General features: G+C 37.7%; 28 protein-coding genes. All 28 read right to left on the bottom strand.

Going from position 1 to position 19,600, the window contains the following annotated elements; all coding sequences use genetic code 11:
• Nucleotides 1–65: 65 nt before the first annotated feature.
• Nucleotides 66–458, bottom strand: coding sequence for a phage tail assembly chaperone family protein, TAC (locus tag B9T19_RS03740; RefSeq protein WP_094567229.1), 393 nt, complete (start codon nt 456–458; stop codon nt 66–68).
• Between the two features lie 62 nt (nt 459–520).
• Nucleotides 521–1,009 (bottom strand): phage tail tube protein, encoded by a 489-nt coding sequence (locus B9T19_RS03735; RefSeq protein WP_094567228.1) that lies wholly within the window; start codon nt 1,007–1,009, stop codon nt 521–523.
• Entirely contained in the window at nt 993–1,349 is a 357-nt protein-coding gene (locus B9T19_RS03730) for a hypothetical protein (RefSeq protein WP_094567227.1), read from the bottom strand. Before B9T19_RS03730 ends, B9T19_RS03735 begins: the two co-directional genes overlap by 17 nt.
• Nucleotides 1,350–1,429: 80 nt before the next feature.
• Nucleotides 1,430–2,551, bottom strand: coding sequence for an XRE family transcriptional regulator (locus tag B9T19_RS03725; protein WP_094567226.1), 1,122 nt, complete (start codon nt 2,549–2,551; stop codon nt 1,430–1,432).
• Nucleotides 2,552–2,583: 32 nt separating this feature from the next.
• Nucleotides 2,584–3,225 carry a hypothetical protein gene (locus B9T19_RS03720; RefSeq protein WP_094567225.1) on the bottom strand — a complete coding sequence of 214 codons (642 nt, stop codon included), beginning with the start codon at nt 3,223–3,225 and terminating at the stop codon, nt 2,584–2,586.
• Between the two features lie 177 nt (nt 3,226–3,402).
• On the bottom strand, nt 3,403–3,858 hold the full coding sequence (locus tag B9T19_RS03715) for an HK97-gp10 family putative phage morphogenesis protein (RefSeq protein ID WP_094567224.1): 456 nt from the start codon (nt 3,856–3,858) through the stop codon (nt 3,403–3,405).
• Between the two features lie 119 nt (nt 3,859–3,977).
• Entirely contained in the window at nt 3,978–4,427 is a 450-nt protein-coding gene (locus tag B9T19_RS03710; RefSeq protein ID WP_094567223.1) for a hypothetical protein, read from the bottom strand.
• A gap of 29 nt (nt 4,428–4,456) precedes the next feature.
• On the bottom strand, nt 4,457–5,419 hold the full coding sequence (locus B9T19_RS03705) for a hypothetical protein (protein ID WP_094567222.1): 963 nt from the start codon (nt 5,417–5,419) through the stop codon (nt 4,457–4,459).
• An 81-nt stretch (nt 5,420–5,500) separates the two neighbouring features.
• Nucleotides 5,501–5,836: a phage head closure protein gene (locus tag B9T19_RS03700; protein WP_094567221.1), complete on the bottom strand. Its 336-nt coding sequence runs from the start codon at nt 5,834–5,836 to the stop codon at nt 5,501–5,503.
• An 8-nt stretch (nt 5,837–5,844) separates the two neighbouring features.
• The gene (locus B9T19_RS03695) at nt 5,845–6,141 is read right to left on the bottom strand and encodes a head-tail connector protein (protein WP_094567220.1); all 297 of its coding nucleotides are present in this window, start codon (nt 6,139–6,141) and stop codon (nt 5,845–5,847) included.
• Nucleotides 6,138–7,103, bottom strand: a complete 966-nt coding sequence (locus B9T19_RS03690; RefSeq protein WP_094567219.1) for a hypothetical protein — start codon at nt 7,101–7,103, stop codon at nt 6,138–6,140. The genes B9T19_RS03695 and B9T19_RS03690 overlap by 4 nt, the downstream gene beginning before the upstream one ends.
• Nucleotides 7,096–8,418, bottom strand: a complete 1,323-nt coding sequence (locus B9T19_RS03685; RefSeq protein ID WP_094567218.1) for a phage portal protein — start codon at nt 8,416–8,418, stop codon at nt 7,096–7,098. Before B9T19_RS03685 ends, B9T19_RS03690 begins: the two co-directional genes overlap by 8 nt.
• Before the next feature lie 39 nt (nt 8,419–8,457).
• Entirely contained in the window at nt 8,458–8,595 is a 138-nt protein-coding gene (locus B9T19_RS03680; RefSeq protein ID WP_158214342.1) for an E3 binding domain-containing protein, read from the bottom strand.
• Between the two features lie 38 nt (nt 8,596–8,633).
• Entirely contained in the window at nt 8,634–10,013 is a 1,380-nt protein-coding gene (locus B9T19_RS03675) for a phage major capsid protein (protein WP_094567216.1), read from the bottom strand.
• A 64-nt stretch (nt 10,014–10,077) separates the two neighbouring features.
• Entirely contained in the window at nt 10,078–10,674 is a 597-nt protein-coding gene (locus B9T19_RS03670) for an HK97 family phage prohead protease (RefSeq protein ID WP_094567215.1), read from the bottom strand.
• A gap of 9 nt (nt 10,675–10,683) precedes the next feature.
• On the bottom strand, nt 10,684–12,330 hold the full coding sequence (locus B9T19_RS03665) for a terminase large subunit (RefSeq protein WP_233146780.1): 1,647 nt from the start codon (nt 12,328–12,330) through the stop codon (nt 10,684–10,686).
• Nucleotides 12,323–12,790: a hypothetical protein gene (locus B9T19_RS03660; RefSeq protein ID WP_094567214.1), complete on the bottom strand. Its 468-nt coding sequence runs from the start codon at nt 12,788–12,790 to the stop codon at nt 12,323–12,325. Before B9T19_RS03660 ends, B9T19_RS03665 begins: the two co-directional genes overlap by 8 nt.
• A gap of 125 nt (nt 12,791–12,915) precedes the next feature.
• The gene (locus tag B9T19_RS03655; protein WP_094567213.1) at nt 12,916–13,242 is read right to left on the bottom strand and encodes an HNH endonuclease signature motif containing protein; all 327 of its coding nucleotides are present in this window, start codon (nt 13,240–13,242) and stop codon (nt 12,916–12,918) included.
• Entirely contained in the window at nt 13,227–13,418 is a 192-nt protein-coding gene (locus tag B9T19_RS03650; RefSeq protein WP_094567212.1) for a hypothetical protein, read from the bottom strand. Before B9T19_RS03650 ends, B9T19_RS03655 begins: the two co-directional genes overlap by 16 nt.
• A 2-nt stretch (nt 13,419–13,420) precedes the next feature.
• On the bottom strand, nt 13,421–13,699 hold the full coding sequence (locus tag B9T19_RS03645; protein ID WP_094567211.1) for a hypothetical protein: 279 nt from the start codon (nt 13,697–13,699) through the stop codon (nt 13,421–13,423).
• Nucleotides 13,700–13,817: 118 nt separating this feature from the next.
• Entirely contained in the window at nt 13,818–14,090 is a 273-nt protein-coding gene (locus tag B9T19_RS03640) for a DUF2681 domain-containing protein (RefSeq protein ID WP_094567210.1), read from the bottom strand.
• Complete coding sequence (locus tag B9T19_RS03635) at nt 14,080–14,322, bottom strand: hypothetical protein (protein WP_094567209.1); 243 nt, start codon at nt 14,320–14,322, stop codon at nt 14,080–14,082. The genes B9T19_RS03640 and B9T19_RS03635 overlap by 11 nt, the downstream gene beginning before the upstream one ends.
• Nucleotides 14,323–14,730, bottom strand: coding sequence for a D-Ala-D-Ala carboxypeptidase family metallohydrolase (locus B9T19_RS03630; RefSeq protein WP_094567208.1), 408 nt, complete (start codon nt 14,728–14,730; stop codon nt 14,323–14,325).
• Nucleotides 14,731–15,157: 427 nt separating this feature from the next.
• Entirely contained in the window at nt 15,158–15,367 is a 210-nt protein-coding gene (locus tag B9T19_RS03625) for a hypothetical protein (RefSeq protein WP_094567207.1), read from the bottom strand.
• A 216-nt stretch (nt 15,368–15,583) separates the two neighbouring features.
• Nucleotides 15,584–16,360, bottom strand: coding sequence for a hypothetical protein (locus B9T19_RS03620; protein WP_094567206.1), 777 nt, complete (start codon nt 16,358–16,360; stop codon nt 15,584–15,586).
• 165 nt (nt 16,361–16,525) lie between these two features.
• Nucleotides 16,526–18,136: an SIR2 family protein gene (locus B9T19_RS03615; protein ID WP_094567205.1), complete on the bottom strand. Its 1,611-nt coding sequence runs from the start codon at nt 18,134–18,136 to the stop codon at nt 16,526–16,528.
• Nucleotides 18,129–19,145 carry a hypothetical protein gene (locus B9T19_RS03610; RefSeq protein WP_094567204.1) on the bottom strand — a complete coding sequence of 339 codons (1,017 nt, stop codon included), beginning with the start codon at nt 19,143–19,145 and terminating at the stop codon, nt 18,129–18,131. Before B9T19_RS03610 ends, B9T19_RS03615 begins: the two co-directional genes overlap by 8 nt.
• 145 nt (nt 19,146–19,290) lie before the next feature.
• Nucleotides 19,291–19,599 (bottom strand): hypothetical protein, encoded by a 309-nt coding sequence (locus tag B9T19_RS03605; protein ID WP_094567203.1) that lies wholly within the window; start codon nt 19,597–19,599, stop codon nt 19,291–19,293.
• Nucleotide 19,600: the final 1 nt, after the last annotated feature.

Genomic DNA, 19,600 nt, shown 5'->3' with positions numbered 1-19,600 from the left:
TCTCTGCTTGATATACCTTAACCATGTCATCCCTTCATTGAGAGAGATATTCTTCTTTGCTTCAGCTATTGTTTTTCCACCGATTCCATTAATGACAAGCTCGCACCAGAACTCTTCTTCGAATCTGAGCTTGTCTTCAACATCTTTCCCAATGTTGAGTTATCGGCCAATAGCTCACCAAGCTTTAAAATTAGCAGTGGATCAAGTGTTAAGTCAGGATCTTTTCCAATCACTTGTTCGTATGTAAATACAGGATTGCCTTCATCATCAACCACACAATGAGCAATTCTATGGGCAATTAATTGATCGTCTGTAAGCTCGTTCCCATTTTCATCTAACCCTTTCCAAAAGAGATAAAAAGGCATTGGACGTAAATTAACATCTACCGAAACCTCATCTGTTAACTGCAAGGTTTTCTTTGTGATGTATTGCTTTTTAACTAAATCTTTTAAATTCATGGTGTTTTCTCCAAAAAAGAAGCCCCTTTTTGGGGCCATTTATAGTTTTAACCAATTAATTATTAAGCTTTTTTACGCTTCAGTTTAGGCTCACCGGAAGACTTAACAACTATTGAAGCTTTTACAACATCATCTTGGCCAACTTCGATTGCAAACTGCTTCACAATGCCATTAAAAACAAACCAACCTCGAGTATCGGGCAAGGTATACCCATCTTCCGTTTTTTTAATATCAATACCAAAGCCATTATCTAAGCCAATAATGACTTCTACACGTCCGTTCTTCTCGTACATTTCATACAAGAATTGCTGCCCCTTATCATCTTCTAAATAATTGAGTGTAATCGAACCTTCACCGGCATCAATTAGACCACTCATAAAACGTTTGGCTTTATCTTTTAACGTTGTAAGCTCGATCTCATTCTTAGTCGGCTGTGGTGGGCTAAAATCTTTTACACCTTCGACTTCATACACAACTAATTTGCCTTTTGAATCTATTCCAGAGACATACATTTGTGTGCCCTGCGTCCAAATTTCATTGCTTCTTTCCATGTCTATATCCTTTCCTAATAAAACTTATATCAATGGCTCTTCGATACATCTTTGTATCGGCATTAAAAAAGGGGCCAGTCCGCAATAAGACAAACCCCTTACCAAGCATTACACTTTCTAAATGATCTCCGATTTCAAATACCGCCTCCTCATTTCTTGAATAGATATCAAATTGCACCCGTACTTTTGAAATATTGCTCGCATAACCGATTGTCTTCCCCGGTACATCACTAATGATCTGCCAAACAATATAACTATCACCCCTCACTTGCTGTGCAACTCCCGCACTATAAAAAGGGATCTGCATCTTTCGAGAAATGTCATATATCAACTTATTCATTTTCTTACTCGCATGAAAAAAGCCCGCCGGAGCGAGCTTTTATTAAGGTGAATTAAAATCTAATATGCTTTATATTAACATCACTTAATAAGCTTAAGAGTTGGGGATATCTTCTTATCTTCTGACAACAAACCTTGCCCTTTAATGATGGTCAATTCTCGCTTATTTTCTATCCCAAGATTAAACACAAGATCTTGGATATCCTTGATTGGCATATTTAGATCATTAGCTAAATCATCAATATAAAGTCCATCCTCTTTAAGTAAATTAAATACTTGTGTCAATAAACTAGATGTTTCCGTGGGCATAGGACTTGGTTCTTTCGTTCTATATCCTTTTCTTGCCATCTCCGGAGATAATACTCTCGTATATACCCACTCAGTAATCTTTCCGAGACCAAACAAACGATACGCTAGAGCGGCTAAGGATACCCCCCACCTTTTCTTCATCTCAATAAGCATATCAACAGTGATGAAACTAGGGACATTGTATGAGACACTACTTTCTGGCATTAAAAATGCAGCCGCAAACTCATTTGCCTCTTTTTCCTCAACTTTTGATTCTTTTCTTTCCTCATAACCTCGCATAGATTCAGAATGCAATACTAAATGTCCTAACTCATGAGCTAAATTAAAACGATCCCTCTCAGTTGACTTTGTAGTATTCATAAAGACATATGGTTGCTCCCCAAACCAAACACAATTAGCATCAACCAAGTTATCTATAGCTAAAGAGAATACTCTTATCCCATTTTTCTCTAACAATGAAATCATATTGGAAATTGGCTTATCAGCAAGCCCCCAATATTTTCTTAAAGACATTGCCGCTGTCACTGGATCTTCATTCAATAAATTAGGTAAATTTACAGATGGAAGATTATATTTTCTTTCAAACCACTTGTTTATACGATGTGCTATTACTTGCAAGCTACGAGCTTGGTTTTTCGTTCTCACAGTTAATCTTGATGCTGCACGAAAAGATATTGCATCTTGACTAGGCAACGTTAAAGGCTCTTCCTGCATAAAAAAACTAACTGGTAATTCAAGAACAGATGCTAATTCCTTAATATTCTCAGGCTCATACTCACCATTTTCATACCCTCTAATTGTTCTAGGTATGATATTTAGCTTTCTTGCTATCTCTGTCTGCGTTAATCCTCTTAACAAACGAGCCGTTGTTAATCTACTTGGATTAAAGTACATGGTGTTCTTTTAACCTCCTGATATATTATAAATCAAATAGCATTCCTAGTTATCTCAAAATCGGAGCTATCATCCTTATCGGTAGTCTCTTTATTAGGTGAAATAGGCCCTGGTTTAGTGGTATACATTACAGGTAACAAGTTTCTTTCTTTCCAACCTTCGATTTTATTGCCAACAATCTTATCTGGGATAGATATTTCACAATAGATAGCTTCATCTTCAGGTTTAAATAAAATCATATACACCGTAAGATCCTTACTAAAATCAAAGCTTTCATTTATAGTATTAACGGCCATTATGCCTAGTTTCCCCTTATTTAATGTTGGCATCACATCCGTATTTTGCCCTGTTCCTTCTGAGCCTGTTCCAAAAATAACCACTATTTTTTTATCTGGGCTTACACAGAGAGGATAATTTTTAACCTTCTTGTGTGTCCAACCATGTTTACAGAGTTCCTCTGATATAGAGGACTGGAATTCATGGTAAAAATAAGTATTCGGTACAGTATCTAAATTATACACTGATGTGTCCGCCCTTTTTGAATAAGCTTTAAGCATGCAATCCTTTATGGTTTGCAATGTTATTTTTCCATTAAAAATGAAATTCACCCTTTCCTCTGCATTAGATTCAAAATGCGTTTCTGGCGTAAAAACTTCTTGGGTTAATGTAAACATGAATTTTTCCTTGTCGTTAAGTTAATGCTACCTATATTACCACATCAACTTGATGTTAGTATATAGGTAGCTATCTAATTATCAGACAAGTCCATCTTCAAGTCTTTCTCTCAAATCAGATGGTTAAAATTCCTTAAGCCTCTGTAGGCACAACTAATATTTCCTTTTATCATTTTATCAATTGATAATCTTATCCAATTGTTTTTTATACACCTCAACAAATCTCTCAACTGCTTCTTGTTGCTTAGCATCGATCGCCGGTCGCATAAATGGCCTTGCCGGCATATTTTTAGTACCAAACTCTAAGAATCGCCAGTAAAAAGTATCGCCACCCTTTCCTTGCTTTTTTGCATTGCCCTTTGCTCCGCCCTGAACACCGATTTTAAATGCAGGATTCCCTGTTTTACGGAATGTTTTACGATCCCATCGCACAACAATATTGTCAGCGATCCGCTCCGGAGTGCTTGGATCATCAAGTCTTTCTGCACGCAATCTCGCTTCTTTTCGAATCACATTAGCAGCACTTCTCAATGCAGAGCGACCGCCTTTATTAATCATATCGTCGCTAACTCTCTTGAGCTTCTCTTTGAGCTCTTTCATTCCACGTATCCGTGTGCGTGTGATTTTGCTCATGATTAGCCTCTCTCAATTGTAAAGTAATACTTGATAGTGAACCGTCCGGAAATTCCGGATAGTTGGATTTTGGGCAATAAAAAAGCCCGCATTTGCGAGCTTTGTATCCTGAAATGCCGTTAGGAATTAAAGCCTATTTCGATTATTTGATCATAATGCTTATCCGCATCATAAATAAACCATCCTAAGATATTGTCAGGGCTAATATCTTCAAAAACATATGTTTCTTGAATAGAGTTGTCTGGAGTGCAGTAAGATAATCCATCTAAATCAATAATGTAAGTAATCAACTTAGCTGGGTTAGCAGTAGTTCTCAGTTCGTAATGATCTTTAAATAGGATTAACTTAGAGTTACTCCTGTCAGGCAAAATAACACCCTTAGTTAACACATCATCCTTCTCCGATGCATCACCTGAATAAAAACAATATCTATCCTGAGCCCAAAATTCATCGCTGCACATATGGATCTGACGGCCTTCTCCTAGCTTTCTAGCAAAACGCTTTTTAATATGTTCCAGTTCTGCTTTAACATTCAACTCGTGCTTAATTATCTCTTTTTGATCTAACATATACTTTCCTATTCGAGTTTAATAAAACACTATTTATCAAGTATAGATCTAATAATAATTCTTGTTGGTCTTAATTTGTTAGAGGCTTGATCATATTTGCGCTCAAGAGAGATATTGGCATATATGTAGTCCTGCTCAAAAATATCATCAGGATCTAGTAAGGGATCTAGTTCGACCTTAAGTCTTCCATCGCCTATATCATCTAAATCAATACCCGAATCTCCAAAATCCCCTACAGATTCTATAACACCAGCCCACCCTGCTTTGTTACTATCTAAGTCTTTAGCTCTAAACGATATCTTAACATCATCTAATTCTTTAACATCTTTATTATCAGGCTTCTTATATTTCTCAGGAACTGTGTTAATTACCTCTTTTGAGATAACTGATGGAAGTTCAGTATCTCCCCCCATTGAGATCTTCGCCTCGGGATCTTTTCTAGCCGGCTCAAAGAAGTTGATAGTCTGTTTAGCAACTGATGCAGGATCTTTAGCAAAAGACTCTTGTATCACTTCATTGATAATTTCTCTTGTTTCCTCATCAATTACATCACCATGGAAATTGAAAATATTACTATTATCACTATCTTGAATTATATTACTTTGATTTGTATCAGACACTACGTTAGATGCTTGATTATTAGAGGTCAGTAGAGTATACCCATATAAAAGTGCACCTCCTAATATCGCACCAAGTATATATTCCCTCATTTTAGAGTCCCTTAATTTTTCAATCGCTTTATCAAGCGACTCTTGATCCTTAAATATCAGCTTAACAAGAATATCTTCCCATAAGCTCCCTGACTGAAGTCTAGTGATATACAGTTCTTGCCCTGATATATCAATATTGATCAACTCTGATACAATTTTATCACTTTTACTTAAAAGAACTTCTAAAGAACTCAAAGCCTTAATTATTTCATTTAAGGGGATGTATTGATCTGTTTCATATTTTATAGCATACGAAAGGTCTAAGGAATAAATTTCAGACATAGCTCTCCAACTTATAATATTTGTAAATTCAAGTCAGAATAATACAAAATAAAATATTATCAAATTTAATAACATTAAATTCTACTCTTGAGTTAAGCCCTTATTTACCGTAAGTGTTAACCATTGAAGCCCACTCTCATTATCCGGCACCACACCCTCAATTTCATAGAGATCATCACGGAATCTAATACGCATCTTCGCATTGATATTCTTGTCATACCGTATCTGGATACGCGCACTGACTTTTGAGATTTCTGCACCGCTGGCCACCTGTTCTTTGACACTTAGAAAGGTGACTTTTGCCGGCACATTTTCTCTATAGACGCGCCAACTCTGTTTTTGGAAAGCGCCTTCTTCGATAATAGGCTCTTCAATGGTGATTCGATGCCGTAAGCTTCCTGCTCTTAATCCTCTCATATTCCCTCCTACTGCACTGTGGGTTCACGTAAAGGATAGAGAATTGCCGTTACAAAATTGGGGAGCATGCCGTGGGTATAATCTTGGTTTTCATCATTATCGCGATCTTTATACATCTTTCCGACATAAGCTAATGTTGCGTATTTAGCTTCTATTGGCGCATTTTCACTTGTTAGATCATCACGCTTAATATATCTAGCTACAGCCGCACTTGCCGTTTTGATATAGAGAGTAATTAATTCATCATCAAAATCATGATCCACATAGCATTGATGCTTCGCTTCCTCTAATGTCACTAACATCATTTTATTCCCCTTCTGATCTCAGCTAAATACTCTTTCTCAGAGCCTTTAAAGCCATTTTTTACAGCCAAATCATAAGCACTCATTCCCGGCGCTCCCTTTTCGCCCTGTCGCCCATGCTTGACAGCTAATTGCCAATAGCCTTTTTCTGCTGAAATAGGTCGCTCTTTGGTGGGCTTTAAGCAAGTCCATAAGCTTCCGTTATCTGTGACCGTATCGCCTATTTGATACTCTTGGCCATCTCTATAAACACCTTTATAGATCATTGCCGGGAAAGAAAACTCATAAGATTTCGTATTTCCATTAGCTTCAAATTTCAATTGAATAGTTCGTTCCCCATCAAACTCAACTTTGAGATCATCAAAACCGACACCATCTTTCCCATCACGGCCATCCTTACCGTTTTGGCCATCTTTGCCGTCTTTTCCAAATTGAGCTTTTGCGAATTCTAATTGCGTTCCTTTGAAACCATATTTAACGGCAAGATCATAGGCGGAAGCGCCATCTTGACCATCCGCGCCATTTTTCCCCGGCGCACCATCTTTTCCGTCTCGACCATCTTTACCAAATTGCGCTTGAGCAAACTCAAGTTCAGTTCCCTTAAAGCCATATTTAACAGCAATGTCGTAAGCAGATGCGCCGTCCTTACCGTTTTGGCCATCCTTACCGTCACGCCCATCTTTGAGATTGGCCAGCTTTATTTTGTAAGGCTCAAACATCAGCTCTAACATCTCTTTCGCAATCTGCTGATCGAAATCTTTTCCATCTTTGCCGTTCTGGCCATCCTTGCCATCTCGACCATCTTTACCATTTTGGCCATCTGCCGGCTTGGGAAGATTTTTAATAAGATCGTTAAGTCGCTGATTCTCTTCATGTAATGCTTTGATTTCATTATGAAGAGGTGCAATCTGCTCATGAATAAATGATTTGATGGTACTTAATAATTCTTGCTTTAACTTATCCATTCTTAAATCCTTCGATTAAGCCTTTCAATAGCGATTTTGTATCCTCTTCTCGATCTTTTTTAGGTTCTGGCTCTGATCTGTTGGAGAAGGGATCTTCTTTTGCATCCCGTTTTGCCAATGCTTCTAGCGAGAAATTCTGCTGTTGCAGATACGGTGTATCACCACCTGTCACCGGATCTAATCCTTCAGAAGCACGCACTTCATTGATCGTTCTAAATCCTGCTTTTAGCCCTTCACTATGGGATTTATAGCGATTAACCGTATCCATCCTGAGCATATTTGCAGTATCTAAATCGATCGATTCCGTGACGCCGTCGAGATCATTCGCATCATCAAGCACCGCTTCCATCGATTCAATATGAAATTGCAATGTCTTTTGAAGAAACTCCAAATGAATCGCTTCTACCGTCTCCTGTGGCCGTTTATCTGAAATGCCGGCTAGATAGGGATGAACTTTGAAGACTGAACAGACAACTTCTGCAGTCAATTTCAATTGCTCAATCAATTGTGAATCAAGAGCCGTCATCGCCATTGGCTCAAACTTTAAACCATCGCCTAATACCGCCACTTTGCCGGCACCATTGCCGGAATAATTTGCCTCCCAATGCTTTTTCATTCGATTTGCCGTCTCGTCAGAGATAGATCCCGGCGCTATCAATAAACCACTGGGAACCGCTTTATTACTGAAAAATGTGGTGCTGTTTTCCTGGATTTTTAATCCCTGCTTTACAGATAGAGAAGCTGCCGATAACGGGGAAATACCCACCAAAGGATGATAAAAGCAGTTAAAGCGATCATGAAGAATTTCACTGGCTGGCACCGTAACATCTTCACCAATGGACGCTAAATTATCTGTTGATAATTTGTAATAGACAATCCCACTATCGGAAACCAATGGCTGTACGGCTGTGGGATTCAAAATGTGGTAACCAATCACTTTGTCCCGACTATCTCTCACTTTAAGAACATAAGTATTGCCGTACATGAGCTTCGACAACATCCACGCTTCTTTAAATTGAATGTGATTTTGATAGTAATTAGGCTTGCGTAAGACATTAAGAATCTCGCTCTTCGTCCGCTTTAATACGCCATTTTTCTGCTTAACAAAAATAAAGGGCAATTGTGCAATACTTTGTGAGATCAGACTTAAGCAAGTAAAGACAGCATAGTGTGTTAAGGAAGTCTCTTTTTGTAGCTCTTCCCCTTTCTGCCAAGCGCCTGTAAAGATATCGCCGATGATGAGAGGTCTCCATCCACCACTGGTGGCCGGACTCAATTGCTTCTCTTTCCGCTTTCTCTTAAAAAAACCAAACATGCTAACCTCATCAAAAAAGCCCCTTTCGGGGCTTATCTTTTACTCTTGATTTAACGTTTCAAGATATTTTTCAACATCGGGTTTCGTAATACTTCCCCCTGATCCGCTTCCCGGAACCTGACGAATATCAATGCCCTTTTCTTCCGCATACTCTAATGCAGCTTTTGAAGCATTCACTTCATCAGAATTCACTCTAATAGCGGATTGTGGGGTGATTACTTTCCCGGCGCGCCATCTTCAAAATCCCAATTAACCTCTCTGATGTAAGCAACACCCTTATCTCGTGCTAATTTCCAATTGATATATTGATCCGTTTTAATCGCGATCATATCGTTTTGGAACATGCTGACAGATTCTGAATTGGTATCGTTATCTGGATCAGAACTCATCTTAATCGTCGCTTCCTGGCTATATTTCACAGCGATATCATCACCTTTAGCAATGAGAATACTTGCTGCATCAGCAAGAATAAGCATCTTCCCAATATTACTACTCACAATCACTGGTCGACCAAGGAAGAATCCACCATTTGGCGTCATGCCTGGGAATGCTTGAACCCCTAAATCTGTCGTCATCAATGAGAGCGTTAATGCAGTAGATGAACCCATCAACCAGCAGAGACGATTAGTGGGAATATTAGCCTCAATAAATGGCTTATGAAGTAACGTTGCATCTCGCTTAATCGCTGCAACATTGTTGCCGGTACTCTCGATTGCCGTTGCCTTATTTGTGATAGATGCCGGAGAACGATTAGGAGTTTCTTTTTTACCGGGATCAATAAAGTCTTGGTCAATCTTTGTGGAGATTGCAGCAATCAATGTATCGCGAACAAGCAGATCTGCTGCCGGGCTACTATCCATGACCATCTCTTCAGTCAACACTGATAGAGCTGATAACTTCATTCGATCAAGCTTCACATTGTAGAAACCTGCCGATGTTACCGGCGCTGATTTACCCTCACCGACCCAATCTGCTGTACCGCCTAAACTCTGCCCTGGCACTAACACATTAAAGGGAATTTCGCGAAGAGCCGGGATACCATCACGACCAAATTTACCCATAATGGTTTCCGGCAATAAAAGCTCGATAAACTCTTTAGAAGCTTCTTTCCCTTCCGTTAATGCGCCTGCCCACGTCGAATCTTGAGTTGTTGCCGGCGCTACAGAGGCTTTTACCATCTTCAACACTCGATTGTCATTCGTTAAACGCGCCTGATTCTCGGCAATCGCAATGGCATCAGAAACTGATCCTTTCGCCTGCGCCAATGTTTTCACCACACGCGCAAAGAGCACGCCCTTCTCTAACTTAGGTTCAATAACGCGCACCGATCCCGTGCCTTGCCGAGATTTTTGCCCTGCTTCTTGGGTGTCCCCATTGACTGGCTCGGCAGTGGTTTGATCAGCATTCATCGCATCTTGATAATATTTAAGATCTGTATCAATTGTCGCGATATTCTCATCTCGCTCTTGTAGCTCAGCAATTTCGTTCTCAGAGAGTGTACGCCCTTCATCTTGTGCTTTTTTCAAGATCGCTTTTTTCTCTTCAAGTGCTTTCTGTTTTGCGGCCTTAAGCCCTTTAATATGATCTGCAAACATATCTTTCCTCTTATCTTTATAAATCAACTAATGAATCTATTAATGAATAAATCTATGAATAAATCTATGAATAGATTGGAATAACTTTTTTCGCTTTCTTTGAAGCTAAAGTCGTAACGCCGACTGATTTTCTTGATTGATCAACATTGATCGGTAGCGCCCGTTGTTGTTGCTCAATACTCTTAATTTCCGTGATGATCGCATCTGAATTGGCCGGGATTGTTACAAGCGATAATTCATAACATTCCCACTCCTGGATATGCATACCGTAAGTTTCATCAATCCAGGCATATTTCTTCACACCAAACCCGATAGAGAGGCATCGCACCAAGTCATATTGGATTGAGTGAATCGCTTCATCGACACGTTTTTTAAGCTCTCCTGGTTCTTTGATATAGGGGATCTTAGCGGTAAACTTTACCCCCTCATCTGTAGCCTCTTCAAAGTAAACGTGGCCTACAGGTTCAGCATGTCGATGTTGCCAAAGCAGAGGGACTGGGTTTTCAAATTCAATGCCTTTCGGCTCAACAACATCACCATGACGATCTGTTTTAGGTGTTGTTGCAATACCGGAAAAGATGAAAAAATCATCTTCAGAATCAAAGCTTTTAAGCTTAATTACCGAATATGCACGTTTATTTTTCTGTAAGTTTTGATCCATTACTCTTTCCTAAATAAAAAATAATGAAGGCTCTTTAGGAGCTTCGTTAGGCTCTTTTAGAGATGTTCCCACTGCCATTGCTAATGCTTGTACTCCATCGATTCGACCTGTTGCTCTCCTCTTATCGAGCTTCACATTCTCCGCCGGATCTTCTACCGCTATCGCATTGAATGAACACATATTTAAAACGGGATTATCACCATGCCTAAGCTGATGATTGAGAATATATTCCGTAAGCTTTTCCAATGCCGGCGTCATATCTTTAAAGCCTTGCCCATGCTCTATAAAACATTGATTAATATCAGATTCTGGAACATTGAGCGCTAATAAAGACTTCTTAAGCTCCCCGATCTTCCATCTGTCGAAACCGATCTTAAGATCAGTGAACCAAAGCCCGTGATCTTCTAGGATTTCAATCAATTGATACGCAACAAAATCGTAATCAACCGTTGCCCCCGGTGTTGTTTTGATATATCCCTCATCACGCCAAAAGATGTACGGCGCACGATCTGTTTTATCGCGCTCTTCTATCTTTTCATTCGGCATCCAAAAGTAAGGATGAACATGAACTGCATGATCTGAATCAACAGAATCGATCCCAATCAAAACCAATGACGTTAAATCGGTCGTCTTCGATAGATCGAGTCCACCAAAGATCTGCATCTCTTTATCAAGCATTGCTGGCTTGCCATTACAGAGCTTCCATTCATCCGCCTGGATATAAGCTTCATTAGACACTATCCGTTGGTTAAGCTGATAACGCCGAAAGGTATTCGCTAATCGAGGCGATCTTGTCGCCTTATCCGCTTCTGCTCTCAAATAGTTAATATCTTTAAATTCACCAAGCGCCGGGTTTGCATAGAGCCACTGCTTCTCATCGAGCAGATCGCAATCTTTCTCGGCTTCATATAAGTGGCAAACTTTATCGGCCGGCTGATGCTCGATGGCATCATCAATATCGAGAGAGAAATAATCATGATCTGTTTCAGACTGAGTACTAATTGTGATTCGCAGAGGATCATCATAAGCACCGCCGGCAGTTGTAATTGCTTCGATAAATTCGGAAGTGCTTCCTTTAATCTGCCCAGCCTCATCAATAATTGTTAAAACAGGGTTATTACCATGCGCCGTCTTTCCCTCCGCGCTGATCGCTTTATACTCGGCATTCACAGCTAATCCTAAGAGCGTTTTTTGCGATGGTGTTGCTCGCACTAAAGAGCGAAGATCATCAGATAACTCGGCACTATTAGAAGCTGCCCGATAAACTTCTGAAGCTTGCTCACGACTCATTGCGCCCGATATCACTCGAGAGTTGAGCTTTGATTCTGGACCGACAATATGACCAAGCATTAAAAAAGCGATTAATCCGGTTTTGCCGTTTTTACGGGCAATTGAAAGAATCGCTTCAGTTGTTTGATGAGGATTATCATAAACAGCATAGATAAAAGCTTCTTGAAAGAGCGCTAACTTTGCCGGCTGACCTGCTAATTTACCCTCTGGCACAACACAATGATTCTCTATAAAAGCGCACATTCGTTCAGCTCTTGTCAGCTGATGAAACTCTAACTCTCGCCAATTTCTTACTTTAGGAACAGGACCACTCTTGATTGCTCTGATGATATGTACTGGCAACTCAATATAACGTGGTTCAATCATTCAGTGGCAACCCTCCTCCTGCAAGTAGAGGAGATCCTGCTCTCATCACATTTCGAGCATCTCTTACGCTTCTATTTTTTCCTCTAGCATCTTTTGCTCTGCCACCTGTCGCTTCCGAATGAACGTGAATGATCCGCGATAAGCGAATTGAGAGATCTGTCTCTTTGATCTTTGCATCAATCTTCGGATTTGGAATCGTTGTATTTGTTCCCTCTTTCTTAACGACAACTCCCTCTTCCCGGATCTCTTCCGTTAACTTTTGAATCGTTGCTTGAGAAACGGCAAGATTTGCAGCTTGAATCAAATCAAATTCTGTCCATGTCTCATATGCTTTTGAACGCATAATCGCTTCCCAAAAAGGTATCTCCTCCTTTTTTAAATGAATAAACTCAGGAGGATCATGAATCTTTTGAGCTTGCTTAAATGCATCAACTATTGCATTTGCTGTATCAGCTTTCATAATACTCTCCTTGACAAGATTAAAAAACAGTTATAAATCGCGCGCGTGCGCGTGAGGCAAAATGTCCAAAGCAGAGAAAAAAGTATGGGGGGGCGGTAAACAGAAGAGCATCCGCAAAAATAGAATCACTCCCCCCCGGGTACCTGGATCGGATAACCATCAGCACCAAATCTTATCTTGGCATTACCGCCGGATTCTTCTCGTGCTTTATCACTGTCATGACATCGTTTACAGAGAGGCTGTAGATTATCTTCATCCCAAAACAATGTAGGATTTCCTTTGTGTGGAATAATATGATCCGCAACCGTGGCCTTAACGATTCTTCCCTCTCGCTTCTTGCAATAAAGACAGTAAGGTTTTTTCTGCAATAAGCGTTTACGCATCTCACGCCATCGTGCAGTCGAATACCAAGCGCGCCACCATCTTCCACGTTGCATTACTTGACGTTGCATTCAATCTTCCCCACAGATGCAACTTTAATATCTAAAATCTTATACGGCATAGTCTCAACATCATTCGATACTGATACCGCTTTTAAATTATGTACAACCTTTTTCGTGATCTTATCGCGCACAAGAAGAACACCCTGATCATCGAAGAAGGGTTCAAGTTCTATGTACTCTTTCATAACTACTTCTCTCGCTCTAATGCGCTTACACGCTGTCTAATCTCTTTATCGCTCGCTTTAAGAGTAATGACTTCCTCTTCAATCTTGTTCATTCGAACAGCATTAGCACTATCAGATAACTTGATAGCAATGATGTCATCACTTAATGTTTTTAAACTGATGTTGATCCCATTCAGATACCAAACAATCAAAGCGAGTCCAATTGCCGAGATGGTCTTCCAGATCCATTGCTCGACACCATTTGCCTTTTGTTCTAATCTTCCTAATCTTTCATTTGCCATATTTAAACACCATCAATCAATGCAGTTTGAGATGAAGCGCTCATTATGAACGACAACCTGCTTCTTAGTTTCAGAGGTATCGTTAGTTGATGCCGTTATTAAAAACCAACCAGCACAATTAACTTCGCTCAGATTCATCTCGTAAAGCGCCCTGTTGCTTGAGCATGCAGTCAATATCAGACTCACTAGCGCGATCGATGCGATCTTTAATGCGCTTTGTCGTTCTTTCAGATTTTGCAATGTATCTCTGTTGCTCTGCTTCTGCTTTATATCGCTCCGCTTCATCTTTGTGCCTCTTAATTTTTTGATCTTTCTGCTTATTTGAGACATAAAAAAAGACGCTTAACGCGCCCAAAACTCCACTCAAAAATGCCCACAACTTATTCATCATGATCTTTTCTCATTTGGATCGTATCCACAATCCCCTTAGATACTGTCGTTCCTGCTCCTGCACCGATCATCGTTATAAAAAATACTTCAGCAAAACTAGCCTCCACAATCACTGCGTAAGCCGTTAACAGAATCCCGGCAACAGTCGTGAGAAACAATGTTGTCTTATTAAGATCTAATCGAAGCTCATTATCACTCGATCTGCTCTGTAGCATTCTCAATAATTCTTTCATTTAGCCTCTCCATCTTGCCTTCTTTTCTCTTACATCAATGTGGGTAAAACTTGGATATCTACCAATCCCATATTTGTCTGGATATTTTTTATCGAGATAGTCATAGATATCCTTAGAATTTACGCCTGCAATGCGAATATCTGCGGCATTGCCGAATAAGTGCTGAGATCTAGAGGCTCCACCAACACGGCTGTTATGAAACGCGCATCTCAAACCACTATTAATGACAACTGGCTTACCAAAATGATCTCGTACATCTTGAACAACGCGCACAAGCTCAAGATTAATATCACCATCATTCATACCAAGCTTACACCCACATTTACATGCGAATTCCTTTCTAACAAAATTCTTACTTAATCGATCTTTAGAAATTGTTTTCACTGTTTCGTTTACTACTTTTCCCATATTCATTTTCTTTTACCCATAAAAAAGCCCTCTGTTACGAGGGCAATTAAAAGATGGCAACTAAATTTAATAAAAGAAAGCCCGCTTTTATACGGGCTCTTGCGCTGTGAGCATGCAATATTGCACTCCTGCATAGTGCTCAGTAGACCGATAAAAAGTCATCTTTCCATCGATCTGTAAATCGTTAGTTACAGTCCTGCTCTGTAATTAAGAGTTGCACTGTAATTAAAAGAAAAGCCGGTTACGCCGGCGAGTCGATGCTTAAACTTATCATTGCCGCTGCCTAATTTTGTATTACTGTTAGCTAATTAGGTTATAACTTAGTTTAGGCCCTTTTTAGCGAGTCTAAGTCCTCTTTAAGGGAGTAATACTGGTAGAAGCTAAAGCTTAAGCATTTATTACTGCAAAGAGAGATATCAACTCTTCGTTAGAGCGAGCATCCTCCACCAACACAACCAACATCCTCTACTTCTTCCGGCACTACATCAATTTCAACTTTTTTCTTTACTGGCTCATCTGTTTCGACAATACGCGCATTTGGATAGATCACTTTTAACTTTTTAAGCGTCTCCTCTGCTTCTTGCATTGTCATTACTTTTGATAGAACTAAATCTCGATTTTTAATAATTGCATTCATTTATTTCAATCCATAAAAATAGTTTTATTGAAGTAACAAGAGAGGAATACAATGATTTCTTTTGCTTACGCAGGCCTTGTCGGCATAGAGCTGATAACCTTCCACCCATAAAACAGACTCTCTAACTAGCTGAGCTAAAGACACAAAAAAAGACCACTGAAGAGACCTCTTTGCAAGCTTCAGAAATAATTTTAAAACAACATTTACAACCAATACTTACTTGCCTAGCTTAACTTTACGCCATTCATTCTTTAAAATCTCTTCTGTCTTTAGTGTTGCTTGTTCAACATTATCACCAAAGATTTCATGAGGAAGAGTATCTGACACGCTTGTTACATAGGCCTTTTCTTTTATCTTTCTTAATATTTCCAATAATTCTACAGCATCATCTTTATCCTTTCCTGAAGCCTGCTGAGTTGAGCCCAATAATAATGAGATGTAATAGTAATTTTGTAGCATCTCCTTTTTATTTTTCTCAATGTTCCTCCATTGCTCTGAGATAATCGATTGAGCATCCTCTTTATGTGCCTCTATATCTTTATTTAAATAAAATGCAGAAAATACAATATGATTAGATACAGCGAGAAACTCAGCAACTCGATCTCTAAGATCATTTATCCAGTCTTGTCTATTTTTAGAGAGAACTTCGACATTAATCCTATAGTTAGATTGATAGACTATGCCTAAGAATGCTAATCCAGCACCACTAAAAGTTATCAGCCCCACTAATAAGGTAGCTTTCTGAGGCCCTTCAAACCCATTAGATTTATAATAAAAAAATAACATTAATACAATAAATACTGTGATTATAAAGGTTACAAGTTTATTCTCAGTTACGGTTATAATAAATCTTTTTATAGCCTCTCGTACATACAATAAGCATTGAAATATTTTACAGGTAATCTGCCGAGAATATTCACATCTATAGTTGCAAACTAATATGGTATAAAACATGAATACTAAAACCGCAAATACTACCATCAAATATCCCATAATAAATCCTATAAAGCTTAGTAAAAAAGCCCACGACCTTCGTCGCGAGCTTTAGGTACTGTTTAACCAATTATAATTACAATCGTACATTTCATTCTAAGACAAGTCAAAAATATCGTGTTTCTATAAGAGTACTTTAAATAACAAAATATTTAATAGATACAATCAAAACTTATTATCCAAATTCAAGTAATTTTCACTAGTCATATAATCATATAGACACAGCAATTTCCTATAATCAGAATTAGTAACTCCTTTTCTTTCTTCAAGATAATCTTTTAGACTATTTATATTAAAATCAGGATTTTTATATATAGTGTACATTGCTACTTTTGTTCGGTTTGAGGCTGGAATATTACTTCCTTCCCCCATTATTTCATTCATATTATTATATAAAAAAGTATTTTTATCACTATATGCTCTACTTTTACAAAATTCAGTATTAGTAGTAATGTATTTTATTATTTTTGAGCATTGTTCTCTTTTTTCATTTTGTAATTTTTCAATATCTGGACACTTCTCACTAAACCTATATGCAGGAAACCATTCAGATGGAGCTATATAAACCTGGTCAATAACATCTATATATGCCTTATCATCTTCAACAATTATCCGAAAATAATCAGAAATAAAGTCAGCTGTTTTTTTATGAGTGTACTTAACCGTACTCACTGCCCCTATGGCTAATACTTTATCCCCATTGTTATAATTATCAATATTGTGATCTACATGCACTTTAATGCTATTTCCGTGTTTATCTGCCCCTCTATATATATCTTTAACTATGGACTGTACTTTTCTAATATCCATTGTTGATATTGGCAGATTTAAAGATGCAATTGCCTCAAATAATGAAATAAAATTATCTGTTTGCAACTTATTTATACGGATATTAGTACCACCTAAATCAATATCATAATCTGTTACTTCTACTGATTTCTCGCCCTCTAAGTACTCTATCAACAAGAAGTTTTTTTGTATTTTTTTCCCAATTTCAGAATTTAAATCAACATAATCAAACACTGTTTTAAGAATAGCTCTAATATTACTGTCAGTAATCGAATAGCCTATAAAAATAATTGGATTATGAGCAAACAATGAAATCATCTGTGCTCTTATAAGCTCATATTTAGTTTCAAATTTAACATAGTCAAGTTCATTAATAATGATTTCTTCTGGTTTGCTACTACAACCATGTATTTTATATACCGAACCAAAAGGATTACTCAATAAAATATCATTCCCAACTAATGGGGAAAATTCAAATAAGCTCTCAACTAACCCATCATAATTGGTTGTAATAATGGAGCCAATGTTTTTCCTTGCTTTTTTTACAGCATCAAACTCTTCTTGCATATTTTCACGCCAATCCATCTTTCCAATTAGCAATGAAACATATACCTTAAAGCGACTAGAGTACCGCCCCTCATCAATTAGTTCATAAAAGATATCATTAACCTTTTTAAATTTTTCTGGTTTATGCTCTTTTAAATAATTGTCAAAAATCTCCTCTACTTTTGTTGCTAAAAGGGGGTAACTGACCTCTCCATTTTTTCGGCAATCATATTTAAGATCACGATAAGTATCATTCTCACCTAATACTTCATATAAAATCTTCTGCAAGAGTCCATCCCAAGTATAACTGTTTTTTAAATATCTTAAGCTAAGACCTGTACCTATAAATAAAATTGGATAATTACCAAACTCTGAAACAAAACTATCTACTCTCATATATTTAACACCAAATCCAAAACTGACCCTTAAAAAATCACTCACCCTTTTTTTTAAATTCTTTTATAAATTGTATATAAGGGGAATGATCTGAATTTTTATCAAGCTGCTCCAGAGGGCTTTTCCCAAGATTATCTATAGTTATGTCTAAAAGCTTATTCAACATATGCTCATCTTTTTCTACTTCATTTTTATATGCTTCATATGCCAAAGCAGAAGTTTGCTTATAAGAATATTCCTCCTTTATCTGATATAAAAACTGGCTTCTTTTACTAACAAACCATGACATAAGAAGAAGAGGAATTATAACCATGAACCTTTCATATACACCTATATTTTTCAATTTTAAAAAAGCTAGAAAGTTTAAATTCTCTAAATCTATGATAATTCCTAATGTTAAAAAAAATACAGAGAACAAAAGTGTATAATTGAAAAGGTCTAAACCTAGGATTCTCCAAAATAATCCAGAGACCCTCTGCTTAAAAGCCTTAGCCAAGCCTACCTTTAAAATGGCTTTTTCTGTTAACTTCATCCTAGAAAGGAGCTCATCTGCTTTTTCTTTTTTAATTAAGATCTCATCCTCAAAATTTTCTACCACACTTATAATATCGATAAGTTTATGATACTCAGAAGGAGATTTTCCCAAAAACCCATCTTCAAAAAAAAACAGATCTACTTTAATATTATTTAAACAAGAAGCTATACAAACGAGAGCACTCGTCATATCTATTAAAATCTTTCCTTTACAATCAACACTAGACCTATAGCCGATATCATTCTTTATGAGTGAAATATAGTTATTTAATTCATCCAAAATACTACAAACAAGTTGCATGTTATAAAATATAGATCGATGTTTTATTCTATGTAAAGACCCCATAATTGGAATTAAAACCACAATATCTTTAGCAATTTCCTCTATTATTTCTACCATAGAAGGATCAATATCTCTGGCAATACTAGTAATACCCTTAGAGTTATTACTAAGCTCTATAATCTTCCCCTTAAACTCAAGATAAACCTCTTCCAATCTGCTCTCATCAGAAAATTCCATAATACCTATCTACCTACATTCAAGTCTTTTGCAAAAAAGCTCGCTAATCTGCGAGCTTTAAATTCAAAATTCATATATTTTATTTTGGAATACACTAATAAAACAAATCTATTAATATTAAAAGTATTTCTAGATATATTAGTTATTACCAACCATAACTGTTACGATTACTACGACTTTTTCCAGAGCCATTGTTATACCCTTTACTACCGTTGTAATAATTGGAGCTTGGATCATTTCGATTTTTATTATCCCCTATTTTGCCTGTTCTCGGGTTCTTATTTCCATAATGAGAATAATTATCTCTTACCGTAGAATTCGGCTTAGAACGATAATGCCCCTGCACAGAGGTTCCATCTTTTCTGGTATACCCCTTCACATAAACCTCAGCAAATGCTTGAAATGAAAAGAGGAGTATTAATGTTGCTAAGGCAACTCTATAAGTATTACGCATA

The sequence above is a fragment of the Ignatzschineria sp. F8392 genome (assembly GCF_002252045.1).
Taxonomy (GTDB): domain Bacteria; phylum Pseudomonadota; class Gammaproteobacteria; order Cardiobacteriales; family Wohlfahrtiimonadaceae; genus Ignatzschineria.
The sequence above is the reverse complement of the archived record's forward strand: the minus strand, read 5'-3'. Positions and strand labels throughout refer to the sequence as shown.

Coding starts and splice junctions, on each gene's coding strand:
- B9T19_RS03740 (WP_094567229.1), bottom strand. CDS start 458: ATGAATTTAAAAGATTTAGTTAAAAAGCAATACATCACAAAGAAAACC.
- B9T19_RS03735 (WP_094567228.1), bottom strand. CDS start 1,009: ATGGAAAGAAGCAATGAAATTTGGACGCAGGGCACACAAATGTATGTC.
- B9T19_RS03730 (WP_094567227.1), bottom strand. CDS start 1,349: ATGAATAAGTTGATATATGACATTTCTCGAAAGATGCAGATCCCTTTT.
- B9T19_RS03725 (WP_094567226.1), bottom strand. CDS start 2,551: ATGTACTTTAATCCAAGTAGATTAACAACGGCTCGTTTGTTAAGAGGA.
- B9T19_RS03720 (WP_094567225.1), bottom strand. CDS start 3,225: ATGTTTACATTAACCCAAGAAGTTTTTACGCCAGAAACGCATTTTGAA.
- B9T19_RS03715 (WP_094567224.1), bottom strand. CDS start 3,858: ATGAGCAAAATCACACGCACACGGATACGTGGAATGAAAGAGCTCAAA.
- B9T19_RS03710 (WP_094567223.1), bottom strand. CDS start 4,427: ATGTTAGATCAAAAAGAGATAATTAAGCACGAGTTGAATGTTAAAGCA.
- B9T19_RS03705 (WP_094567222.1), bottom strand. CDS start 5,419: ATGTCTGAAATTTATTCCTTAGACCTTTCGTATGCTATAAAATATGAA.
- B9T19_RS03700 (WP_094567221.1), bottom strand. CDS start 5,836: ATGAGAGGATTAAGAGCAGGAAGCTTACGGCATCGAATCACCATTGAA.
- B9T19_RS03695 (WP_094567220.1), bottom strand. CDS start 6,141: ATGATGTTAGTGACATTAGAGGAAGCGAAGCATCAATGCTATGTGGAT.
- B9T19_RS03690 (WP_094567219.1), bottom strand. CDS start 7,103: ATGGATAAGTTAAAGCAAGAATTATTAAGTACCATCAAATCATTTATT.
- B9T19_RS03685 (WP_094567218.1), bottom strand. CDS start 8,418: ATGTTTGGTTTTTTTAAGAGAAAGCGGAAAGAGAAGCAATTGAGTCCG.
- B9T19_RS03675 (WP_094567216.1), bottom strand. CDS start 10,013: ATGTTTGCAGATCATATTAAAGGGCTTAAGGCCGCAAAACAGAAAGCA.
- B9T19_RS03670 (WP_094567215.1), bottom strand. CDS start 10,674: ATGGATCAAAACTTACAGAAAAATAAACGTGCATATTCGGTAATTAAG.
- B9T19_RS03665 (WP_233146780.1), bottom strand. CDS start 12,330: ATGATTGAACCACGTTATATTGAGTTGCCAGTACATATCATCAGAGCA.
- B9T19_RS03660 (WP_094567214.1), bottom strand. CDS start 12,790: ATGAAAGCTGATACAGCAAATGCAATAGTTGATGCATTTAAGCAAGCT.
- B9T19_RS03655 (WP_094567213.1), bottom strand. CDS start 13,242: ATGCAACGTCAAGTAATGCAACGTGGAAGATGGTGGCGCGCTTGGTAT.
- B9T19_RS03650 (WP_094567212.1), bottom strand. CDS start 13,418: ATGAAAGAGTACATAGAACTTGAACCCTTCTTCGATGATCAGGGTGTT.
- B9T19_RS03645 (WP_094567211.1), bottom strand. CDS start 13,699: ATGGCAAATGAAAGATTAGGAAGATTAGAACAAAAGGCAAATGGTGTC.
- B9T19_RS03640 (WP_094567210.1), bottom strand. CDS start 14,090: ATGATGAATAAGTTGTGGGCATTTTTGAGTGGAGTTTTGGGCGCGTTA.
- B9T19_RS03635 (WP_094567209.1), bottom strand. CDS start 14,322: ATGAAAGAATTATTGAGAATGCTACAGAGCAGATCGAGTGATAATGAG.
- B9T19_RS03630 (WP_094567208.1), bottom strand. CDS start 14,730: ATGGGAAAAGTAGTAAACGAAACAGTGAAAACAATTTCTAAAGATCGA.
- B9T19_RS03625 (WP_094567207.1), bottom strand. CDS start 15,367: ATGAATGCAATTATTAAAAATCGAGATTTAGTTCTATCAAAAGTAATG.
- B9T19_RS03620 (WP_094567206.1), bottom strand. CDS start 16,360: ATGGGATATTTGATGGTAGTATTTGCGGTTTTAGTATTCATGTTTTAT.
- B9T19_RS03610 (WP_094567204.1), bottom strand. CDS start 19,145: ATGGAATTTTCTGATGAGAGCAGATTGGAAGAGGTTTATCTTGAGTTT.
- B9T19_RS03605 (WP_094567203.1), bottom strand. CDS start 19,599: ATGCGTAATACTTATAGAGTTGCCTTAGCAACATTAATACTCCTCTTT.